Here is a 21,257-nt window from a genome sequence, read left to right as displayed (position 1 = left end):
CCCCCATTGTGCCGGGCCGGCCGTCGGCCCCGGGGCCCCGGTGCGGCGGCCCGGGGCGGGCTCCGGCCGGCGCCGCCGCTACCTCCGCCGTGCGCGCCACACCAGGAACAGGGCTGACGCCACCGCTGCGGTGCGTACCGTCACCGGCCATACGTCGCCCAGCGCGTCCCGCATGCCGTGCTCCGGGATCGGGGTCCCCCAGCGGCCGTCCATGCGGCCCCAGAGCCAGACCAGGGTCCCCGCCGCGACCGCCCCGGGCAGGCCCATCGCGGCCCACTTCGCTTCGGCGCGGGACAGTTTGCGGGAGCTGTACGCGAGCAGCCAGCCGCCCGCGAGGGCGAGCAGGGAGCCCATCACCGCGCCCACCACGAGAAGGGCCGCCGCCAGCAGCAGTACGGGGTGGCCGAAGCCCCGGCGGGGGGCATCCCGAGGAGCCGCCGGCGCCGGGCGGGCACGGCGGAGCCGCCGGCGCGCCTTCTCCGGGGGCGCCTCCGGCTCCGCCTCTTCCGGGGCCTCGTCCTCCGCTTCCTCTTCCGGCTCCTCGTCCGCCTCCGCCTCCGGCGGCCGGAGCAGCGCCGGGATCTCCACGCCGCCCCGGAACCCCGGCACCTCCGTGCCCGGACCGAACTCGCCGAACGCCCCGGGGCCGGTCTCACCGAACGGCCCGGGTTCGTCACGCCACCAGTCGCCGTCGCCCGCGTCCGGGCCGAGCTCGTCCATGCCCGCCCGGTGCGGGGCGGAGTCGTCCCGGTCCGCCCGGTCCCGGAGGGAGTCGTCCGGGGCCTCGGCGTCCCGGTCCGCCCGGCGCGGGGCGAAGGCCCCCTTGCCTCTCCGGCGCGCGGCCGAAGCGCCCTTGCCCGGGCCGCGCGGGGCGTCGGCGTCCGGGTCCCGGCCGGGAAGACTCGCGCGGCGCGGTTCGGGGATTTCCGGGGGGTCCGGCGGCTCCGACGCCCCCGCCCGGGCCGCCGCCGCGACCAGTTCGTCCGGGGTGCCCAGGGTGCCGATGATGCGGCGGACCTGGCCCGGGGTGTGCGCCCGCTGGGCCGTGCGCCGGCGGTCGATCTCCGTCCGGAGCTCCGCCACCAGCCTCATCCGGGCGCCGGACGGCAACTGTTGCTGCTGGGCCAGGTCGCCGACCCGGCTCAGGTAGTCGTAGACGAGCTGGTCGCTCTCGATCGCCACGCGTCGCTTCCCCTCGGTTCCCCGCCACCGGCCTGCACCGACGGTAGCGCCCTCAGGGCTGTCCGGAGCGGCTACCGTGGGTCGGATGGGGACGACCACACCACCGCGGACGCTCGCCGAGGCACTGCGCGCCCGGGACGACGAGTCACTGGCCGGGCTGCTGCGGGCGCGGCCCGATCTCCTCTCCCCGGTGCCGGGCGACATCACGCAGCTCGCCACGCGCGCGGGCACCCGTGCGTCCGTCGTACGCGCCCTGGAACGCCTGGACCGGTTCGCGCTCCAGGCCGCCGAGGCGCTGGCGGTCGCGCCCGACCCGGCACCGTACGGGACGCTGCTCGGGCTGCTGACCGGGGACGGGCAGGACGACGGCGAGCAGCGCGACGACATGGGCGCCGCGATCGTGGCGGCGCTGCCCGGCGCGGTCGGCACCCTGCGCGAACAGGCGCTCGTCTGGGGCGAGGACGACCGGCTGCGGCTCGTACGCACGGCGCGCGAGCTGTTGTCGCCGTCGCCGCAGCACCCCTCCCCCACCGGGCTCGGGCCGACCGTCGCCGAGGCCACCGCGGGGATGTCCCCCGGCCGGCTCCAGGAGATCCTGGCCGCCGCCGGGCTGCCCGCCACGCACGACCCGGTCTCCGCGGTGGCGGCCCTGACCGGGCTGTTCACCGACCGGGCCCGGATGGGCGAGCTGCTGGACACCGCGCCGACGGAGGCCCTGGCGGTCCTGGACCGGCTGGTGTGGGGGCCGCCGTACGGGGAGGTGACGCCGAATCCGGCGCCGCCCGTGAAGTGGCTGCGGGACCGGGGGCTGCTGCTGCCCGTCTCGACCCGGACCGTCGTACTGCCGCGCGAGGCGGCGCTGCATCTGCGGGCCGGGCGCGCCCACCGGACGCCGGAGCCCCGGCCGCCGGCCGTGGCCGCCGTCGCCGAACGCGATCCACAGGCTGTGGACAGCGCGGCGGCCGGCCAGGCGTTCCTGGCGGTGTCCACCGTCGAGGAGCTGCTGAAGCACTGGGACGGCGGCGGCCCGGCCGTCCTTCGCGCCGGCGGGCTGAGCGTCCGCGAGCTGCGGAAGACGGCCGCCGCGCTGGACGTCCCGGAGCCCGTCGCCGCGTTCTGGGTGGAGCTCGCGTACGCGGCCGGGCTACTGGCGTCCGACGGCGAGGCGGACGAGCGGTACGCGCCGACGCCGGCGTCCGACGAATGGCTGGACCTGCCCGCGCAGGAGCGCTGGGTCTCCCTCGCGACGGCCTGGCTCACCGCCACCCGGACCTCCGGCCTGGTCGGCGGCCAGGACGCGAAGGGGCGGGCGCTGTCCGCCCTCGGCCCGGACCTGGACCGTTCCGCCGCGCCCGAGGTGCGCCGCCGGGTCCTCGCCCTGCTCGACGCGCTGCCGGCCGGCACCGCGCCGGACCCCGAGTCCGTGCTCGCCCGGCTCCGCTGGGAGCGCCCGCTGCGCGGGGCCGCCGCCGAGGGGGCCATGGATCTGCGGTCCCGGATCGCCCTGTGGACGCTGAACGAGTCGGAGCTCCTGGGCGTCACCGGGCGCGGGGCGCTCGCCGCCCAGACCCGCGCCCTGCTCGCCGAGGGGCCCGCGAAGGCCGCCGCCCTGCTCGCCCCGCTGCTGCCGGAACCGCTGGACCACGTCCTGCTCCAGGCCGACCTGACGGCCGTCGCGCCCGGCCCGCTGGAACGCCCGCTGGCCGACCTGCTCGGCACGCTCGCGGACGTCGAGTCCAAGGGCGGGGCGACGGTGTACCGCTTCACGCCCGGGTCCGTCCGCCGCGCCCTGGACGCCGGGCGGACCGCCGCCGACCTGCACGCCTTCCTCGCCACGCACAGCCGTACGCCGGTGCCGCAGCCGCTGAGCTATCTCATCGACGACGTGGCCCGCCGCCACGGGCACCTCCGGATCGGCGCCGCGTCCTCGTACGTACGGTGCGACGACGAGGCGGTGCTCGGCGAGATCCTGGCCGACAAGCGGTCCGCCGCGCTGCGGCTGCGCCGGATCGCGCCCACGGTGCTGGCGGCGTCGGCCGATCCGGCGTCCCTGCTCGACGGGCTGCGCGAGATGGGGTACGCCCCGGCCGCGGAGTCCGCCGACGGCGACGTGCTGATCACCCGGACCGGCGCCCACCGCACCCCGCCCCGCTCCGCGCCCGCCCCGGTCCCCGAGGGCCCGCCCGTGCCGGACACCACGCTGCTCGGCGCGGCGGTCCGGGCGATCCGGGCCGGGGACGACGCGGCGACGGTGGTCAAGGCCCAGCCGGAGAACGGGCCCGCCCGGCCGCCCGGCGCGCTGCCCCGCACCACCGCGGCGGAGACCCTGGTCACCGTCCAGGCCGCCGCGATGACCGGCTCCGCGGTGTGGATCGGCTACGTCAACGCGGAGGGCACGGCGAGCCAGCGCGTGATCGCCCCGGTCCGTGTGGAGGGCGGTTACGTCACGGCGTACGACCACACGGCGGACGAGATCCGCACGTACCCCTTGCACCGCATCACGGGCGTGGCGGAACTGGCGGAGTAGGCCCACCGTCCGCCCCGGCCCGGTCCGCGCGCCCACGAGCCGCCCGCACAAAACCAAGCCCGTCCGGCGCTTGAGGACGGAACCTTCCGCCCCGGACCGGGCGCACCGGTTCCGTCCTCGAACGCCGGACGGGCTGGGTTCGCCGGGCCCGGGGCACCGCGCAAGGCCCCCCGGTCCGCACCGGGCCAACGACACACCCGCCACCGATGCGGCACACTGGAGGTTTCCCCCGAGCCGGAAGGGCCAACGCGCGTGAGCGGACCCCTCATCGTCCAGAGCGACAAAACGCTCCTCCTGGAAGTCGACCACGAGCAGGCCGACGCCTGCCGTCGGGCCATCGCGCCGTTCGCCGAGCTGGAGCGGGCGCCCGAGCACATCCACACGTACCGGCTGACCCCGCTCGGACTGTGGAACGCCCGCGCGGCCGGGCACGACGCCGAGCAGGTCGTGGACGCGCTCGTGACGTACTCCCGCTACCCGGTACCGCACGCGCTGCTCGTCGACATCGCCGAGACGATGGACCGTTACGGCCGCCTCACCCTGTCCAAGCACCCCGTGCACGGGCTCGTCCTGACGACGACGGACCGGCCCGTACTGGAGGAGATCCTCCGGTCGAAGAAGGTCCAGCCCCTGGTCGGCGCCAGGATCGACCCGGACACCGTCGCCGTGCACCCCTCCGAGCGCGGCCAGGTCAAGCAGACGCTGCTCAAGCTCGGCTGGCCCGCCGAGGACCTCGCGGGCTACGTGGACGGCGAGGCACACCCGATCGAGCTGAACGAGGACGGCTGGGCGCTGCGCCCGTACCAGCAGCAGGCCGTCGACGGGTTCTGGCACGGCGGGTCCGGCGTCGTCGTGCTCCCCTGCGGCGCGGGCAAGACGCTCGTCGGCGCGGGCGCGATGGCGCAGGCCAAGGCGACCACCCTGATCCTGGTGACGAACACCGTCTCCGCCCGCCAGTGGAAGCACGAGCTGGTGAAGCGGACCTCGCTGACCGAGGACGAGATCGGCGAGTACAGCGGGACGCGCAAGGAGATCCGGCCGGTCACGATCGCCACCTACCAGGTGCTGACGACCCGCCGGAAGGGCGTCTACCCGCACCTGGAGCTGTTCGACTCCCGCGACTGGGGCCTCGTGGTCTACGACGAGGTGCACCTGCTCCCCGCCCCCGTCTTCAAGTTCACCGCCGACCTCCAGGCCCGTCGCCGCCTCGGCCTGACCGCGACCCTGGTCCGCGAGGACGGCCGCGAGTCGGACGTCTTCTCGCTCATCGGTCCGAAGCGGTTCGACGCCCCGTGGAAGGAGATCGAGGCGCAGGGCTACATCGCCCCGGCGGACTGCGTCGAGGTCCGGGTCAACCTCACGGACTCGGAGCGCCTCGCGTACGCGACCGCCGAGGCCGAGGAGAAGTACCGGTTCTGCGCGACGACCGCGACGAAGCGGAAGGTCACCGAGGCGCTGGTGCGCAAGCACAAGGGAGAGCAGACACTTGTCATCGGGCAGTACATCGACCAGCTGGACGAGCTGGGCGAGCACCTGGACGCCCCGGTGATCAAGGGCGAGACGAGCAACGCGCAGCGCGAGAAGCTGTTCGAGGCGTTCCGGCAGGGCGAGCTGAACGTGCTGGTGGTGTCGAAGGTGGCGAACTTCTCCATCGACCTGCCGGAGGCGACGGTCGCCATCCAGGTGTCGGGGACGTTCGGTTCGCGCCAGGAGGAGGCGCAGCGCCTGGGCCGGGTGCTGCGGCCGAAGGCCGACGGGCACGAGGCGCGGTTCTACTCGGTCGTCGCGCGCGACACGATCGACCAGGACTTCGCGGCGCACCGCCAGCGGTTCCTGGCCGAGCAGGGCTACGCGTACCGCATCGTGGACGCGGACGAGCTGCTGTCGGAGAGCTGAGCGAGGGGCGGGGGTGCGGTCAGCGCCGCCGCACCCCCGCCTCCTCCGCGTACTCGCCGAGGACGACGACGCCGAAGGCGGCCTGCGCGAAGACCTTCACGGCACGCAGGGCGCCGGAGGCGCGGTTGTGGGGGTGACCGGGGGCCGCGGTGGCGCCGGTCCTGCTCGGGTCAAGGGTGACGGTGCTCATGTATCCATGGTGCTCCGGACGGGTGCGCCGGGGCGTCGGCCCGCAGACGGAAGCCGGAAGCGGCCCGCGTACGCCTCCGGTCGCACGGCATCCCCTACGGGAGGGACGGGCGCGGACCCTCGGAGCCGTAAGAAGCGACGCACCCCGGTAAAACCATTCGCGCCCACCCCCCGCCCGCCGGTACACTCCCCGGTCTGCCCGCCTCCCGCACCGTGGTACCGGCGGCCCCGGAGGGGCCCTGCCGGCAGCCGGGGGAGCGCCGCCGACCGGACGGAAACCGGCCGACAACCGTACGCACGATCGATCCCCGAGCGGACCGCACACCCCTGAGGGTGAGACGCGGTCCGCCGTCCTGCGTTGAATGCCGGAGGCAACACCGTGCCCGCGCACGAATTCGAGAGCGACACCACCACCGACCCCCTCGGCCATGAGCGCGCCCATCTCGCGGCCTCGCGCGCCGCGCTGCGCGCCATGCGGGAGGACGCCCAGGCCCTGGACATCCGCGACGTCACCGCGAACTGGGTGAACGCGGCGGTGCTCCAGGCGCAGATCGACGAGCGGATCAAGTCGCTCGCGGACCTGGCGCACACCCCGCTGTTCTTCGGGCGCCTGGACTATCTGCACGTCGTCGGGGCGGAGCAGGCCGAGGGCGCGGAGGGGGAGCAGTTCTACATCGGGCGCCGCCATGTGCACGACGCGCAGGGCGACCCGATGGTGATCGACTGGCGCGCCCCGGTCTCCCAGCCGTTCTACCGCGCGTCCCGCAAGGACCCGATGGACGTCGGCCGCAGGCGCCGCTTCGGCTACACCGGCGGCGACCTCACCGCGTACGAGGACGAACACCTGACCGACCCCGCCGAGGCCGAGCAGACCAGCAAGCTGCTCCAGGCGGAGATCGAGCGCCCCCGCGTCGGCCCGATGCGGGACATCGTCGCCACGATCCAGCCGGAGCAGGACGAGATCGTCCGCAGCGAGCTGGGCGGCACGGTCTGCGTGCAGGGAGGCCCCGGCACCGGGAAGACCGCCGTGGGCCTGCACCGGGTCGCGTATCTGCTGTACGCGCACCGCGAGCGCCTGGCCCGCACCGGCACCCTGGTCGTCGGGCCGAACCGCTCGTTCCTGCACTACATCGAGCAGGTGCTCCCGGCCCTCGGCGAGCTGGAGGTCAAGCAGGCGACCGTCGAGGACCTGGTGACCGCGCAGATCGAGGTCAGGGGCACGGACGAGGCCCCCGCCGCCGTCGTGAAGGGCGACGCCCGCATGGCGGAGGTGCTGCGGCGCGCCCTCCGCTCGCACGTCACACCGCCCACCGAGCCGGTGATGGTGGTGCGCGGCTCGCGGCGCTGGCGCGTCCCGGCGTACGAGATCGAGGAGATGGTCCAGGAACTGCTGGCCCGGGACATGCGGTACGGCGCCGCCCACGAGGCGCTGCCCCAGCGCATCGCGCACGCGGTCCTGGTGCGGATGGAGCAGGCGGGCGAGGCGCCCGACGACCGGGTGCAGAACGCGGTGGCCCGGAACACGGCGGTGAAGGCGGCCGTGAAGGCGATCTGGCCGGCCGTCGAGCCGGCGAAGCTGGTCCTGCGGCTGCTGTCCGACCCGGAGTTCCTGGCGGAACACGCGGACGGGCTGCTCTCCGAGGACGAGCAGAAGGCGATCCTCTGGGCCAAGCCGGCCCGCAGCGTGAAGACCGCCAAGTGGTCGGCGGCGGACGCGGTGCTGATCGACGAGGCGGCCGACCTGGTGTCGCGTACGCACTCGCTCGGCCATGTCGTGATCGATGAGGCGCAGGACCTCTCCCCCATGCAGTACCGCGCGGTCGGCCGCCGCTGCTCGACCGGTTCGGCCACCGTCCTCGGCGACCTGGCGCAGGGCACGACGCCGTGGTCCACGCAGAGCTGGGAGCAGGCGCTGCACCACCTGGGCAAGGCGGACGCGGTCGTGGAGGAGCTGACGGCCGGCTTCCGCGTGCCGCGCGATGTGATCGCGTACGCCTCCCGGCTGCTCCCGGTGATCTCGCCGGGGCTGACGCCGGTGGAGTCGGTGCGTGAGTCGCCGGGCTCGCTGGCCGTGCGCGAGGTGGCGGATGCGGCGGAGCTGGACGCGGCCGTCGTCGCGGCCTGCGAGGAGTCCCTGGCGCACGAGGGGTCGATCGGCCTGATCGCCGCCGACGCGCGCGTCCCGGCCCTGGCCGGCGCGCTGACGGCGGCCGGTCACACGTATCTCTCCCCCGGTCGGGAGACGACCGCCGAGACCCGGCTGACCCTGGTCCCGGCGTCGCTGGCGAAGGGCCTGGAGTACGACTACGTGGTGCTGGACGAACCGGCCGCCGTGGTCGACGGCGAACCGGACGAACGCACGGGCCTGCGCCGCCTGTACGTGGCGCTGACCCGTGCGGTCTCCGGTCTGACGGTGCTTCACTCGGCGCCGCTGCCGGAGGAGTTGGCGTAGGAAGTGAACGGGGGCGGGGGGACCGTTGTCCACCCCCGCCCCCGCCCGGTCATCAGCCGGACGTGCAGGCACGTCCGTTCAGCTTCACCGTGCCCGGGTCGGCAGCCGGGCCCGTGACGCTGCTGTTGAACCCGAAGTCCACGGAGGCCCCGGGCGCGATGGTCCGGTTCCAGGACAGCGGCGCGGCCGTCACCGTCCTGCCGTACTGGTCGATCTCGGCGCTCCACGTGTGGCTGAGCTTCTGGTCACCGGGCAGCAGCCAGGTCAGCGACCACGGGGTGACGGGCTCGGTACCGGTGTTCTTCACCGTGACCGTGGTGGTCGAGCCGGTGCTCCACGGGTGCGAGGAGTACGTCACCTCGCAGGTCCGGTCCGGACCCGTGGCGTCGCCCGCGTCGTCCAGGTAGGAGGCGATGTAGGCCAGCGGGGCGTTCCAGTTGATGGCGACCTCGTTGGTGGCGTACGAGCCGTTGTCGTCCAGGTAGCACATCGCCGCCGCGCACCCCATGAGCTTCGAGGCGGCCTCCGGGTCGCCCGAGGTCGGGGCGGTCAGGTTGGGCCCGCCCGCGAGGGACCCGGCCGGCGGGTGCGGCAGGGACGGGTCGGGCTCGTGGGCCCAGAACCGGTGGTGCTGGTTCTGCGAGTACCGCTCGCCGTAGCCGGTGACGTACGACTGGTTGAGCGGGTTGCGCCCGAACAGGTAGTCCGCGCCGCGCAGGACGGCGTCCCGGTAGCCGGTGTCACCGGTGAGGTCGGCGGCCGTCGCCATCACGATCATGTTGTTCAGGACCTGGCTGTTGGAGCCCCAGGCGTAGTTCTGGCCCTTGGGCGCGTACGGCACGCCGTACAGCTGGTCCTCGGTCTGCGCCCGGTACCGGTCGGCGGCCGTCGTCACGACGCTCCGTACGTCCGCGAGCTGGTCGGCCGTCAGGTCGTTCGGGACCGTGGCCAGGGTCAGCACGCCGAGCCCGGCGGTGCCGCCCCACCAGATGCCGCCGTCGGCGGGGAAGGCCGCGTCCACGTCACCGTGCAGCGGCGAGTCCAGCAGCGCCTGCCGGTACGCGTCCTTGCCCGTGGTGGTGAACAGCTCGGCGGCGGCCCAGTAGAACTCGTCGCGCACGTCGTTGTCCTCGTACGTCCCGCCCCCGACACCGTCCGCCGGGCTGGCGAGCACGTCCGGGTGCGCCTTCGCGGCGGCCCACGCCGTCTCGGCGGCGGTACGGCACTTGGCCGCGAACTCCGCGTCGAACGGGGCGTAGAGCCGGGCGCACTGGGCGGCCGTGGCGGCGAGGTTCAGGGTCGCGGCGGTCGTCGGCGGGTGCAGTTCGCGCTGCTCCGGGTCGAGTTCGGGCCGCATCGGCAGACCGGTCCAGTTGGCGTCGTGCACCTTGTGGTGCGCCATGCCGGCCAGCGGCTCGCCGGCCGGGACCTGCATGCGCATCAGGAAGTCGAGCTCCCAGCGCGCCTCGTCCAGGATGTCCGGCACGTCGTTGCCGTGCTCGGGCACCCGCAGCGCGCCGTCGCCCAGCTCGGCCGCCTCCGCGCCGTCGGCGGTCAGCGTGCGCTCGTAGGTGTCCATCAGCTCGGCGACCGCGATGCCGCCGTTCACGACGTACTTGCCGTGGTCGCCGGCGTCGTACCAGCCGCCGCGCACGTCGAGCCGGTAGTCGCAGACGCCCTCCTGGCACGGCACGTCCGTGTCGCCCTTGTTCGGCGCGACCCCGAGGTGCCCGGCCGGGCGCGCGTACTCCTCGCCGACCAGGTCCGCGTCGATCGCGATGCCGCTGCGGTTCTGGTAGAAGTACGCGAGCGAGTCGGACCGGAGGCTGTCGTACAGGTCCGCCCGGATCGAGAAGGGCTCGCTGACCTGCCCGTCCGCCTCGATCGTGAAGCCGTCGCCGGTGGTGGTGGCGGCGCTGAAGTCGAAGGTGTGCACGTTCTGCCGCGAGGTCGGGTCCTCGCCGCCGGGCGTGGTCGTCCCGCTCGCGACGGTCGCCCCGTCGGCCGCCTTCAGCGTCCACGGCAGCGGATCGGTCGCGTCGGTGACCAGGGTGCCGGTCTTGGGGCCCTTGGGCAGGTAGCCGACCTGGTTGACGCGGACCGGCGACCCGGTGTCGGGCACGTACACGGGCGGCTCGGCGCCCCCGCGCAGCGACACGTCGTCCACGCAGAAGGTCGCCGCCTCCGCGCCCCCGCCGACCTGGAACGCCACCTGCGCGCCGTCCAGGTCCGCGGCGGCGGTGAACACGTGCGTGTAGGCGGTGGCCTCGGCGCCGATGTGATCGGTCGCGGAGAGGTCGGTGGTGTACGGCTCCGTCGCCATCTGCACGTTGGTGTGGATGGACAGCGGTACGGTCGAACTCGCCGTGTACGACAGCGTGTACGCCTCACCGGCGACGAGCGGGATGTCGTTCTGCCCGATGATCGCGTCCCACGGGTTGGCGGTCCCGCCCGGCACGTCGGCGCACAGCCGCCCGTCCACGACGGCGACGGGCGCGTTGGCCGTCGACCACCAGGGCGCGGTCCCCGCGGAGAAGTCGCCGTTGGTGATCTGTTCCGGAGCGGGGTCGCCGTCGGCGGCGACGGCACCGGGGGCGGTGAGGATGCCGCCGCAGAGGGCGGCGACGGCCAGTACACCGAGCGCACGGCGTCTGCGCCGCACGGGGGACGGGGGCGGGGAGGCGTTCACCAGGGGCCTTTCGTCGTGGGGACGGAAGAGGGTGATGGGAGCGCTCCCACGACAGACGGGCATGCCGGGGAGGCGCGCCATGGGAGCGTTCCCATCACCGCGAGGCCATTGTGGGACGAGGGGCGCCGGTTGCGCCAGGGCCATGACAGACGGACGTTCCACCACACCCGATTCCGGCCGCGCCGCCGGTCCATTCCGGACGCACCGGCCCTTCCAGCCCCTCCGGCGTTTGAGGAGCGGGAGTACGGGGGCAGCGCCCCCGCGACCACAGCGCGCCTCGGGGCGCGGCAGGCCCCCCGGCAGCGCCCCCGAAACCACGCCGCGCCACGGGGCGCAGCAGGCCCCCGCCCAGAGGCGCTACGCGTCCAGCACCCCCCGCCACTCCCGCACCGCATCCGCGGAAACCGGCCCCGCCCAGCCGCCGGGCCGCGCCGCACCCCCGATGTGGACGGCGTCGATCCCCGCATCCAGGAGCGCCGGCAGGTGCTCCAGCCGCAACCCGCCCCCCACGAGAATCCGCGGCTCGTACCCCGGCTCGCCCGACCGCCCCGCCTCGGCCACCAACGTCGGTATCCCCGCGTCCACCCCGGCCGCCGCCCCGGCCGTCAGATACGTGTCGAGCCCCGGCAGATCCGCCAGCGCCTTGCGGAGCCCGTCCCGGTCCGCCGCCCGGTCGATCGCCCGGTGGAACGTCCACCGGCAGCCGTCCAGCACGGCGACGAGCCGCTCGACCGCGACCAGATCGGGGTGCCCGTCCGCGTCCAGGAAGCCGAGCACGAACTCGTCCGCACCCTCCGCCCGCAGCTCACGCGCCTTGCGTACGAGTATCTCGATGTCACCGGCCGCGAAGCCGTCGGCGACCCTGAGCATCACGCGCAGCGGAATGTCCACCGCGGCGCGGATCGCCGCGAACGTCGCACAGGACGGGGTGAGGCCGTCCGCCGCCATGTCGGTGACCAGCTCAAGCCGGTCCGCACCACCCGCCTGGGCGGCGACCGCGTCCTCCGCGTCGAGAGCGATCACCTCCAGGACTGCACGGTTGCTCATGGGAACCCAATCCTCCAGGAAGCAGCTATAGGTCTAGTCCAATGGCCAGCCTACGGGGCGGTAGGCCGAGGGCGCAGCCCTGACCGTGAACGTGAAGATACGCGAGGCCGAACGGACGCCGGGCGACCGACCGGCGCGCCCCACGCGCCCGCAAAGGACCACCCTTGCTTCGACATAGGGGGTGGGGGTATACATGACCGTAGAAGAGATACCCCCAGGGGGTACCTGGAGCCCGGTACCCGGGACGGGGTACCCCGGACCACGAGGAGGGCCCCGTGTCAGCGCACACCGCGCACACCACACACACCGCAGAGGCCGAGGTCGAGCTGGCCATCGGGGGCATGACCTGCGCCTCCTGCGCGGCCCGCATCGAGAAGAAGCTCAACCGGATGGACGGCGTGACGGCCGGCGTCAACTACGCCACGGAGAAGGCCCACGTGACCTACGACGGCGCCGCCGTCTCCGTACAGGACCTCATCGCCACGGTCGAGAAGACCGGCTACACCGCGCACGAACCCGCACCCCTGGCGCGTAAGGCCGAGGACGGCGCCGAGCAGGCGGCCGTGCCCGCCGCGCGGGAGGCGGACACCCTGCGGCAGCGGCTGGTCACCGCCGTGCTCCTCGCCGTGCCGGTGATCGCCATGTCGATGGTCCCGGCGCTCCAGTTCGACAACTGGCAGTGGCTCGCCCTCACCCTCACCGCGCCCGTCGTCACGTACGCGGGCTGGCCGTTCCACCGGGCCGCGTGGACCAACGCCCGGCACGGCGCGGCGACGATGGACACGCTCATCTCCCTCGGCACCTCGGCCGCGTTCCTGTGGTCACTGTGGGCGCTGTTCTTCGGCACCGCCGGGATGACCGGCATGACGCACCCGTTCGAGCTGACCATCGGCCGCACCGACGGCGCGGGGAACATCTATCTGGAGGCGGCGGCCGGCGTCACCGCGTTCATCCTCGCCGGGCGCTACTTCGAAGCCCGGTCGAAGCGGAAGGCGGGCGCCGCGCTGAAGGCCCTCCTCGAACTGGGCGCCAAGGAGGTCACCGTCCTGCGCGACGGGCGCGAGGTGACCGTGGACACGGCGGACCTCCACGTCGGCGACCGCTTCCTGGTGCGCCCCGGCGAGAAGATCGCCACGGACGGCACGGTGGTCGAGGGCTCCTCGGCGGTGGACGCGTCCATGCTCACCGGCGAGTCCGTCCCGGTGGAGGTCGGCGTCGGCGACACGGTGACCGGCGCGACGCTCAACGCGGGCGGCCGCCTCGTGGTCGAGGCGACCCGCGTCGGCGCGGACACCCAGCTGGCCCGGATGGCGAAGCTGGTCGAGGACGCGCAGAACGGCAAGGCGGCGGCGCAGCGCCTCGCGGACCGGATCTCGGCGGTGTTCGTCCCCGTGGTCATCGCGCTCGCCCTCGGCACCCTGGGCTTCTGGCTGGCGGACGGCGCGGGGCTCACGGCAGCGTTCACGGCGGCGGTGGCCGTCCTGATCATCGCCTGCCCCTGCGCGCTGGGCCTCGCCACACCGACCGCGCTGATGGTCGGCACCGGACGCGGCGCCCAGCTCGGCATCCTGATCAAGGGCCCCGAGGTCCTGGAATCCACCCGCCGCGTCGACACCATCGTCCTGGACAAGACCGGCACCGTCACCACCGGCCGGATGACCCTCCAGGCCGTCCACACCGCCCCCGGCACCACCGAAACCGACGCCCTCCGCCTCGCCGGCGCCCTGGAACACGCCTCCGAACACCCCATCGCCCAGGCGGTGGCGACCGGGGCCGCCGAACGCACCGGCGCACCCCTCCCCACGCCGGAAGACTTCGTCAACGTCCCCGGGCTCGGCGTCCAGGGCGTGGTCGACGGCCACGCGGTCCTCGTCGGCCGTGAACAGCTGCTCGCGGAGTGGGAGATCCGCCTCCCGGCCGGCCTGGCCGCCCGCAAGGCCGAGGCGGAGGCCGCCGGCCGCACGGCGATCGCGGTCGCCTGGGACGGCGAGGCGCGCGCGGTGGTCGAGGTGGCCGACGCGGTGAAGGACACCAGCGCGGAGGCGATCACCCGCCTGCGCCGCCTGGGCCTGACGCCCATCCTGCTGACCGGCGACAACCGGGCGGTGGCGGAGTCGGTCGCGGCCGAGGTCGGGATCGGCGAGGTGTACGCGGAGGTCATGCCGCAGGACAAGGTGGACGTCGTCAAGCGCCTCCAGGCGGAGGGCCGCTCGGTGGCGATGGTCGGCGACGGCGTGAACGACGCCGCCGCGCTGGCCCAGGCCGACCTGGGCCTGGCGATGGGCACCGGCACGGACGCGGCCATCGAGGCGGGCGACCTGACCCTGGTCCGGGGCGACCTGCGGGCGGCGTCGGACGCGATCCGCCTGGCCCGCCGGACGCTGAGCACCATCCGGACGAACCTGTTCTGGGCGTTCGCGTACAACGTGGCGGCGCTCCCGCTGGCCGCGGCGGGCCTGCTGAACCCTATGATCGCGGGCGCGGCGATGGCGTTCTCGTCGGTGTTCGTGGTCGGCAACTCGCTGCGCCTGCGCGGGTTCGCCCCCAGCCGGACCGCCACCCCCAGCCCGTCCGGCGTTTGAGGACGGAACCGTGCACGGGGCGTCCCCGAACTCACGGGGGCGCCCCGTGAAGCCGCCTACGCACCCCCCACCCGCGCCTCCAGGCGCCCCCGCACCTCCGGCCACTCCTCGGCCGTGATGGAGAAGATCGCCGAATCCCTCAGCCGCCCCTCCTCACCGGGCACATACGACCGGGACCAGTTCCGCAGGACGCCTTCCAGCGTGGCGCCCACCGACTCGATGGCGGCCCGCGAACGCCGGTTGCGCGCATCGGTCTTGAGGTCCACCCGCGAGACACCCCACTCCTCGAACGCGTGCCGGAAGAGCAGGTACTTGGACTCGGTGTTCACCCCGGTGCCCTGCGCGGACGCGGCGAGCCAGGTGAAGCCGACCTCGATGGCGGTGAGGCTGCCGTCGTCCGCCCAGTAGCGCGGCTCCCAGTACGCCGTGGCCCCGATGACCTGCCCGGACGCCCGGTCCACCTGCACGTAGGGCACCAGCTTCCCGTCGGCGGCCCTTCCCAACTGGGCGTCGATGTAGCCCTCGACCTCCCCGGGCCCGGGCACCCAGGTGTATCCGTACGAGGTCCGGTTCTCCTGCCCCGCGCGCAACAGCCCCTCCGCATGGTGGTGTCCGAGCGGTTCGAGCCGCACCCGGGAACCTTCCAGAACCGGTCCTGCCAGCACGAAAGTCATCGCTCACCCATCCAGTCGGAAGCAGGGAATCAACGGGCCCGGGCCCGCACGCAGATTCCCAGAGCCCCGCCCCGATGTCGCGCGAATTTGGCCGCCCGGACCCACCGCCCCGGCCCCGACCCCCGGCCCCGACCCCGTGTCAGTCCCCCCGTCTACGCTCGCCGCATGACGTTCATCGACAGTGCGTGCGCATTCCCCCAGCACGAGGTCAACCTCGTGTTCGCCCGGGGCCTGTCCCGGTCCACGCTCGTCTCGGGCCTGCGCGAGCAGCGGCGGGAGCCGCTGGCTGACGGAGAGGCGGGGGGCTGGGCCTGGGCGGTGCATGACATGGCCAACTGGGAGATCGAGGACTACGACAACATCGATTACACGCGCCTCTGCGCCTCCGGGGGCGAGATCGTGGTCATCGTGACCGAGCCGTGCAGCGCCAAGGCGCACGGCCCGGACTTCACGTACCTGCGCGACGGGAAGTGGATCGTCCACTTCAGCTTCGAGGACGTGGAGCAGCGCGTCGGCGACAACCCCGATCACATGTCGGCCGAACTGCTCGCCGCGAACCTCATAGGCCCCGACGCGGAATGCCTCGCCTGGGAGACCGATCCGGGCCACGACTGCTACGAGCAGCACGACTCCGACAAGGAGGAGCGGATCGTGCGCGCGATAGCCGCGTGCTTCGGTCTGCCCTCGCCGCCGCTCGCCCGGGAGGTGGCGGCGCTGTGACCGCGTCCTTCATCGCCCCGGACACGTTCGTCACGTACGCCAGGGGCCTCGACCTTCCCGCCCTGAGCGGGATCTACGCGGACTTGGGCCTCCCCGCCCGTACGGAGGGCGCGGCCGACGGCTGGGTCTGGCTGACGCACGACGCGGCCACGCACGCCGGCGGCGACCTCGCGACCCGGGCGGGCGACCTCACCGGATTCCGCTACGAGGAACGCTTCGGCAGCCCCAACCCGCTGGAAACCGTGTTCCTGGCCTCCACCCCGGCCTGCGAGTGCCCGCACGGGCAGCACTACCTGGTCCCGCACTGCGAGGCGCACCCGTTCCACTTCATCCACAGCAGGCGCGGCTTCCCGACCACGTACTTCAACATCGGCGCCCGCCGCGAGTCCCGCCGCCACGGCGACCTGCTGGTGCGCGAGCTGCTGGCGGCCGGGATCGTCGGCCGGGAGACCCCGCGTGATGAGGCCGAGCCCGGGTTCAACGCGGACGGCGCCGTGACGCTGCGGATCATCGCGGACCGTTTCGGCCTACCCTCGTCGGCATGACGGACGACCGCGCGCAGGACGAGGAAGCGCTCCGCACCCGCTGGCACGACGCCCTCGTCGCGGCCCGGGGCGGTGCGGACGGCCCCGATCCGCTTCCGTACGCCGACAACCTCCTCGCCCGTTGGGCCGAGCCGCAGCGCAAGTACCACACGACCGCCCACCTCGCGGCGGTCCTGGACCGCGTCGACACGCTCGCCGGGCACGCCGCGGACGCGGACGCCGTACGGCTGGCGGCCTGGTTCCACGACGCCGTGTACCGGCCCGACCGGTCGGAGAACGAGGAGCGCAGCGCGGTGCTCGCCGAGCGGGCGCTCCCGGAGGCCGGGGTGCCGGACGCGGTGACCGAGGAGGTCGCGCGGCTCGTCCGGCTCACCGTCACGCACGACCCGGCCGCCGGCGACACCAACGGCGAGGTGCTGTGCGACGCCGACCTGGCCATCCTGGCGGCGCCGCCGAAGGAGTACGGGGAGTACGCGGCGCAGGTCCGCGAGGAGTACGGGTTCGTGCCGGAGGAGGCGTTCCGGGAGGGCCGGGCGGCGGTGCTGCGGCAGCTCCTGGGGTTGCCGCAGCTGTTCCGTACGCCGTACGGGATGAGGGAGTGGGAACCGAGGGCACGGCAGAACCTGCTGACCGAGCTGGAACTGCTCGCGCGCTGACCTGGGAATGTCAGGAACGTTTCCGCTGTTGCCACCTGTCATGCCTGACTCCGCCGTGCGCGCCCCTTCCCGTATGCCCCTGGCCGTCTACATCCTCGGCCTCTCGGTCTTCGCCCTGGGCACGAGCGAGTTCATGCTCTCCGGGCTGCTGCCCCCGATCGCCGACGACATGGACGTGTCGATTCCGCGCGCCGGACTCCTCATATCCGCGTTCGCCATCGGCATGGTGGTCGGCGCCCCGCTGCTCGCCGTGGCGACGCTGCGGCTGCCGCGCCGCACCACGCTCATCTCGCTGATCTCGGTCTTCGGCCTCGGTCAGGTCGCGGGCGCGCTCGCGCCGACGTACGAGGTGCTGTTCGCGTCCCGCGTGGTCAGCGCGTTCGCGTGCGCCGGTTTCTGGGCGGTCGGGGCGGCCGTCGCCATCGCGATGGTGCCGGTGAACGCGCGCGCCCGCGCCATGGCCGTGATGATCGGCGGGCTGTCGATCGCGAACGTGCTGGGCGTGCCGCTGGGCGCGTTCCTCGGTGAGAACCTGGGCTGGCGGTCGGCGTTCTGGGCGGTCGGCGCGGCCTCGGCGGTGGCCCTGGTCGGGGTGGTGACGCTGATCCCGCGCATCCCGCTGCCCGAGGAGAAGCCGCAGCTCAAGCGGGAGATGGGCATCTACCGCGACCGCCAGGTGTGGCTGTCGATCGTGATCACCGCGCTCGCGGCGGGCGGCGTCTTCTGCGCGTTCAGCTATCTCGCGCCGTTGCTGACGGACGTCGCCGGGCTCGACTCCGGCTGGGTGCCGACCGTGCTGGCGCTGTTCGGTGTGGGCGCCCTGGTCGGTACGACGATCGGCGGCCGGGTCGCGGACGCGCACCTCTTCGGGGTGCTGCTGAGCGGCATCACCGCGTCCACGGTCTTCCTGGCGGCGCTGGCGCTGTTCGCGTCGAACCAGGCGGCCGTGATCACGCTGTCGTTCCTGCTGGGCCTCTCGGCGTTCTACACCGCGCCCGCGCTCAACGCCCGGATGTTCAACGTGGCGGGCGCCGCGCCGACGCTGGCGGGGGCGACGACGACCGCCGCGTTCAACCTGGGCAACACGGGCGGGCCCTGGCTGGGCGGCACGGTGATCGACGCGGACTTCGGCTTCGCGGCGACGGCCTGGGCCGGGGCGGCGATGACCGTGGCGGCGGTGGTGGCCGTGGTCTTCTCGCTGCGGCTCCAGCGGGCGCACGGCTCGGCGGCCTCCCGGCTGGTGGCGCGGGGGGCCGCGGCGCCCAAGGGGGCGCCGGCGGAGTCGACGGAGTGCGCGACGGGCTGAGCCGTACGGCCGGTGCGCGACGGCCGGGGGCGCGACGGCTGGGGGCGTGCGGCTAAGGCTTCGGCGCCGGTCGCCCCTTGGGCCTCCGCAGGCCCGCTTCCGTGAGCCGCCGGACCAGCTCCTTCGAACCGATCTCCCGGGCCCCGGCCCGCACCGCGTCCTCGTACCGCGCGGCCGGGATGTCGTAGTGGTCGCGCTCGAACGCCCGCGCCGGGGCGCCGATGGACGCCGCGAAGGCGTGCAGCTCCTCGAAGGACACATCGCTGACCAGGTGCGACCAGAGACGCCCGTGTCCGGGCCAGGTCGGCGGGTCGATGTAGAGCGTCATCGCCTCACCGCCGGAGTATCCCGCCGAGCGCGCCGACCGGGGCGACCGCCACCGCGGACTTCGCGCAGACCCAGTGCGGGTGCGGCCCGAGCTCCGGCTCGACCTCCAGCGCGTGCGGGTCGCCCGCGTCGCAGACCGGGCAGAGCGGCCAGCGGCCGTACCGCTCCAGGAGCGCGTCCTGCACGTCCTGGGCGACCAGGCCGGTGACGAACTCCGCGCCCTCCGGCCACTGCTCCACCCACCAGCGGCGGTGCGTCACGGCGTCCTCGACCATGGACACGATCTGCGCCTCCGCGACGTTTCCGGCGGCGAGATCGGCCATGACGAGGGCGCGGGCGGTGTGCAGCGCCTGCTCCAGGCGGTCGGGCCGGTCGGACTCCGGCGGATAGTGCTCCATGCAGCCATTGTCCACCCGTCCGACGACGTCAACGGCTTCCGCCAAAGGTCACACCAAAGAGGGTTGACGGGCCCAAGGCTTGAAAATATCTTTCAAGGGTGACCAATGACCTGAAGGAAAGTTTCAGTACGGACTCGCCGCCGGCCCCCGCGGCCCTCGCCGCCAAGGTGCGGACGCTGTCGCCGTCCATGACCCGCTCGATGCAGCGCGTCGCCGAGGCCGTCGCCGGCGACCCGGCGGGCTGCGCCGCCCTGACGGTCACCGGTCTCGCCGAGCTGACGGGCACCAGCGAGGCGACGGTGGTCCGCACCGCCCGCCTCCTGGGGTATCCGGGCTATCGGGACCTGCGCCTCGCGCTCGCCGGTCTCGCCGCCCACCAGGAGTCCGGCCGCGCCCCCGCCGTCACCGCGGACATAGCGGTGGACGACCCCATCGCCGACGTGGTCGCCAAGCTGGCCTACGACGAGCAGCAGACCCTCGCCGACACCGCCGCCGGGCTCGACACGGTGCAGCTGGGCGCCGCGGTGGCCGCCGCCGCCACGGCCCGCCGGATCGACATCTACGGGGTGGGCGCGTCCTCCCTCGTCGGCCAGGACCTGGCCCAGAAGCTGTCCCGGATCGGCCTCATCGCCCACTCCCACACGGACCCGCACCTCGCGGTGACCAACGCCGTGCAGCTCCGCTCGGGCGACATGGCCATCGCGATCACGCACTCCGGCTCGACGGGCGACGTCATAGAGCCGCTGCGCGTCGCCTTCGACCGGGGCGCGACGACGGTCGCGATCACCGGCCGCCCCGACGGCCCCGTCACGCAGTACGCGGACCACGTGCTGACGACGTCCACGGCGCGCGAGAGCGAGCTGCGCCCGGCCGCCATGTCCAGCCGCACCAGCCAGCTCCTGGTGGTCGACTGCCTGTTCATAGGGGTCGCCCAGCGTACGTACGAGACGGCCGCCCCGGCCCTCGCCGCCTCCTACGAGGCGCTGGCCCACCGCCACACCCCGCGCACCCGCTGACCGTCACCCGGACGCCCTCCGGCAGCGCCCCGCTCCCGCCCCGCACCCGCACGCCGTACGAGAAAGCAGAGCCGCCCTCCATGACCTCCCTCACCGACGCCGACGCCACTCCCGACGGATACGGCGAGCTGCGCGCCCAGCTCGCGACCCTCACCACCGAGGCGTTCCGCCCGGAGCTCGCCGAGATCGACCGGCTCGCCACCGCGGAGATCGCCCGGATCATGAACGGCGAGGACCAGACCGTCCCGGTCGCCGTCACCGAGCGGCTGCCCGAGATCGCCGCCGCGATCGACGCCACCGCCGAGCGCATGGCCCGCGGCGGCCGGCTGATCTACGCGGGCGCGGGCACCGCGGGACGGCTGGGCGTGCTGGACGCCAGCGAGTGCCCGCCCACGTTCAACACGGACCCGGCCGACGTCATCGGCCTGATCGCGGGCGGCCCGTCCGCCATGGTCACCGCCGTCGAGGGCGCGGAGGACAGCAAGGAGCTGGCCACCGCCGACCTGGAGGCGCTGGAGCTCACCGCCGACGACACGGTGGTCGGCATCTCCGCCTCGGGCCGCACGCCGTACGCGATCGGGGCCGTGGAGCACGCCCGGGCGAAGGGCGCCCTGACCCTCGGCCTGTCGTGCAACGCGGCCTCCGCGCTGGGCGCCGCCGCCGAGCACCCGCTGGAGGTCGTCGTCGGCCCGGAGCTGCTGACCGGCTCCACCCGGCTCAAGGCCGGCACGGCGCAGAAGCTCGTGCTCAACATGATCTCGACCATCACGATGATCCGCCTCGGCAAGACGTACGGGAACCTCATGGTCGACGTGCGCGCCTCCAACGAGAAGCTGCGGGCCCGCTCCCGGCGCATCGTCGCGCTGGCCACCGGCGCGCCCGACGAGGAGATCGAGGCGGCGCTCGCCGCCACGGACGGCGAGGTGAAGAACGCCATCCTGACGATCCTCGGCCAGGTCGACGGCCCCACGGCCGCCACGCTCCTGTCCGAGTCGGACGGCCACCTCCGCGCCGCGCTCGCCGCCGCTCCCCGCACCACCTGACCCACCCC

Annotated in this window: 17 protein-coding genes; 10 read left to right on the top strand and 7 right to left on the bottom strand. The window is 74.0% G+C overall.

All coding sequences use genetic code 11. The annotated features are described in order from the left end of the window. Positions 1 to 78: 78 nt before the first annotated feature. On the bottom strand, positions 79 to 1,182 hold the full coding sequence (locus ACFUJY_RS11000) for a hypothetical protein (protein ID WP_383297561.1): 1,104 nt from the start codon (positions 1,180 to 1,182) through the stop codon (positions 79 to 81). 85 nt (positions 1,183 to 1,267) lie between these two features. Between ACFUJY_RS11000 and ACFUJY_RS10995 the strand changes: the two genes are divergently transcribed. Beyond that, entirely contained in the window at positions 1,268 to 3,709 is a 2,442-nt protein-coding gene (locus ACFUJY_RS10995; RefSeq protein ID WP_383297559.1) for a helicase C-terminal domain-containing protein, read from the top strand. Between the two features lie 252 nt (positions 3,710 to 3,961). Beyond that, positions 3,962 to 5,605 carry a DNA repair helicase XPB gene (locus ACFUJY_RS10990; RefSeq protein WP_383297557.1) on the top strand — a complete coding sequence of 548 codons (1,644 nt, stop codon included), beginning with the start codon at positions 3,962 to 3,964 and terminating at the stop codon, positions 5,603 to 5,605. Positions 5,606 to 5,624: 19 nt separating this feature from the next. On the opposite strand, the gene ACFUJY_RS10985 is transcribed toward ACFUJY_RS10990, so the two are convergent. Then, on the bottom strand, positions 5,625 to 5,795 hold the full coding sequence (locus ACFUJY_RS10985; RefSeq protein ID WP_203600378.1) for a hypothetical protein: 171 nt from the start codon (positions 5,793 to 5,795) through the stop codon (positions 5,625 to 5,627). A gap of 378 nt (positions 5,796 to 6,173) precedes the next feature. On the opposite strand from ACFUJY_RS10985, the gene ACFUJY_RS10980 reads away from it, so the two are divergent. Beyond that, complete coding sequence (locus ACFUJY_RS10980; protein ID WP_383297555.1) at positions 6,174 to 8,246, top strand: HelD family protein; 2,073 nt, start codon at positions 6,174 to 6,176, stop codon at positions 8,244 to 8,246. 52 nt (positions 8,247 to 8,298) lie between these two features. On the opposite strand, the gene ACFUJY_RS10975 is transcribed toward ACFUJY_RS10980, so the two are convergent. Together ACFUJY_RS10975 and ACFUJY_RS10970 are read right to left on the bottom strand one after the other, a co-directional pair. Further along, on the bottom strand, positions 8,299 to 10,935 hold the full coding sequence (locus ACFUJY_RS10975; protein ID WP_383297553.1) for a glycoside hydrolase family 9 protein: 2,637 nt from the start codon (positions 10,933 to 10,935) through the stop codon (positions 8,299 to 8,301). A gap of 357 nt (positions 10,936 to 11,292) precedes the next feature. Further along, positions 11,293 to 11,982 (bottom strand): copper homeostasis protein CutC, encoded by a 690-nt coding sequence (locus ACFUJY_RS10970; RefSeq protein ID WP_383297551.1) that lies wholly within the window; start codon positions 11,980 to 11,982, stop codon positions 11,293 to 11,295. A gap of 275 nt (positions 11,983 to 12,257) precedes the next feature. Here ACFUJY_RS10970 and ACFUJY_RS10965 point away from each other — a divergent pair, with 275 nt between their 5' ends. Further along, a complete protein-coding gene (locus ACFUJY_RS10965; protein WP_383297549.1) occupies positions 12,258 to 14,564 on the top strand; it encodes a heavy metal translocating P-type ATPase in 2,307 nt (768 codons plus the stop codon). Between the two features lie 56 nt (positions 14,565 to 14,620). Here ACFUJY_RS10965 and ACFUJY_RS10960 read toward each other — a convergent pair whose 3' ends face one another. Next, positions 14,621 to 15,238 (bottom strand): GNAT family N-acetyltransferase, encoded by a 618-nt coding sequence (locus ACFUJY_RS10960; protein ID WP_383297547.1) that lies wholly within the window; start codon positions 15,236 to 15,238, stop codon positions 14,621 to 14,623. A gap of 165 nt (positions 15,239 to 15,403) precedes the next feature. Here ACFUJY_RS10960 and ACFUJY_RS10955 point away from each other — a divergent pair, with 165 nt between their 5' ends. The 4 genes from ACFUJY_RS10955 (at position 15,404) to ACFUJY_RS10940 (ending at position 18,465) form a co-directional block, all read left to right on the top strand. Continuing rightward, positions 15,404 to 15,958: a hypothetical protein gene (locus ACFUJY_RS10955; RefSeq protein WP_383297545.1), complete on the top strand. Its 555-nt coding sequence runs from the start codon at positions 15,404 to 15,406 to the stop codon at positions 15,956 to 15,958. After that, entirely contained in the window at positions 15,955 to 16,503 is a 549-nt protein-coding gene (locus tag ACFUJY_RS10950) for a hypothetical protein (RefSeq protein ID WP_383297543.1), read from the top strand. Before ACFUJY_RS10955 ends, ACFUJY_RS10950 begins: the two co-directional genes overlap by 4 nt. Then, the gene (locus tag ACFUJY_RS10945; RefSeq protein WP_383297541.1) at positions 16,500 to 17,159 is read left to right on the top strand and encodes a hypothetical protein; all 660 of its coding nucleotides are present in this window, start codon (positions 16,500 to 16,502) and stop codon (positions 17,157 to 17,159) included. The genes ACFUJY_RS10950 and ACFUJY_RS10945 overlap by 4 nt, the downstream gene beginning before the upstream one ends. Before the next feature lie 73 nt (positions 17,160 to 17,232). Further along, complete coding sequence (locus ACFUJY_RS10940) at positions 17,233 to 18,465, top strand: Cmx/CmrA family chloramphenicol efflux MFS transporter (protein WP_383298064.1); 1,233 nt, start codon at positions 17,233 to 17,235, stop codon at positions 18,463 to 18,465. 52 nt (positions 18,466 to 18,517) lie between these two features. Here ACFUJY_RS10940 and ACFUJY_RS10935 read toward each other — a convergent pair whose 3' ends face one another. Beyond that, positions 18,518 to 18,793, bottom strand: a complete 276-nt coding sequence (locus tag ACFUJY_RS10935) for a DUF4031 domain-containing protein (protein ID WP_383297539.1) — start codon at positions 18,791 to 18,793, stop codon at positions 18,518 to 18,520. A 4-nt stretch (positions 18,794 to 18,797) separates the two neighbouring features. After that, a complete protein-coding gene (locus ACFUJY_RS10930) occupies positions 18,798 to 19,190 on the bottom strand; it encodes a hypothetical protein (protein WP_383297537.1) in 393 nt (130 codons plus the stop codon). 98 nt (positions 19,191 to 19,288) lie between these two features. On the opposite strand from ACFUJY_RS10930, the gene ACFUJY_RS10925 reads away from it, so the two are divergent. Together ACFUJY_RS10925 and murQ are read left to right on the top strand one after the other, a co-directional pair. Beyond that, positions 19,289 to 20,206, top strand: a complete 918-nt coding sequence (locus tag ACFUJY_RS10925) for a MurR/RpiR family transcriptional regulator (protein WP_018101550.1) — start codon at positions 19,289 to 19,291, stop codon at positions 20,204 to 20,206. Positions 20,207 to 20,286: 80 nt separating this feature from the next. Further along, a complete protein-coding gene (gene murQ / locus ACFUJY_RS10920; protein WP_383297535.1) occupies positions 20,287 to 21,249 on the top strand; it encodes an N-acetylmuramic acid 6-phosphate etherase in 963 nt (320 codons plus the stop codon). Positions 21,250 to 21,257 lie beyond the last annotated feature (8 nt).

This window comes from Streptomyces sp. NPDC057249, assembly GCF_042669245.1.
GTDB lineage: Bacteria > Actinomycetota > Actinomycetes > Streptomycetales > Streptomycetaceae > Streptomyces.
Note: the sequence above shows the minus strand (reverse complement) of the source record. Positions and strands in the feature narration are given on the sequence as shown.

What these genes read in the sequence shown, in the direction of transcription:
- ACFUJY_RS10995 (WP_383297559.1), top strand. Translation starts at nt 1,268, where the DNA reads ATGGGGACGACCACACCACCGCGGACGCTCGCCGAGGCACTGCGCGCC.
- ACFUJY_RS10985 (WP_203600378.1), bottom strand. Translation starts at nt 5,795, where the DNA reads ATGAGCACCGTCACCCTTGACCCGAGCAGGACCGGCGCCACCGCGGCC.
- ACFUJY_RS10970 (WP_383297551.1), bottom strand. Translation starts at nt 11,982, where the DNA reads ATGAGCAACCGTGCAGTCCTGGAGGTGATCGCTCTCGACGCGGAGGAC.
- ACFUJY_RS10960 (WP_383297547.1), bottom strand. Translation starts at nt 15,238, where the DNA reads ATGACTTTCGTGCTGGCAGGACCGGTTCTGGAAGGTTCCCGGGTGCGG.
- ACFUJY_RS10955 (WP_383297545.1), top strand. Translation starts at nt 15,404, where the DNA reads ATGACGTTCATCGACAGTGCGTGCGCATTCCCCCAGCACGAGGTCAAC.
- ACFUJY_RS10945 (WP_383297541.1), top strand. Translation starts at nt 16,500, where the DNA reads ATGACGGACGACCGCGCGCAGGACGAGGAAGCGCTCCGCACCCGCTGG.
- ACFUJY_RS10940 (WP_383298064.1), top strand. Translation starts at nt 17,233, where the DNA reads ATGCCCCTGGCCGTCTACATCCTCGGCCTCTCGGTCTTCGCCCTGGGC.
- ACFUJY_RS10935 (WP_383297539.1), bottom strand. Translation starts at nt 18,793, where the DNA reads ATGACGCTCTACATCGACCCGCCGACCTGGCCCGGACACGGGCGTCTC.
- ACFUJY_RS10930 (WP_383297537.1), bottom strand. Translation starts at nt 19,190, where the DNA reads ATGGAGCACTATCCGCCGGAGTCCGACCGGCCCGACCGCCTGGAGCAG.
- murQ (WP_383297535.1), top strand. Translation starts at nt 20,287, where the DNA reads ATGACCTCCCTCACCGACGCCGACGCCACTCCCGACGGATACGGCGAG.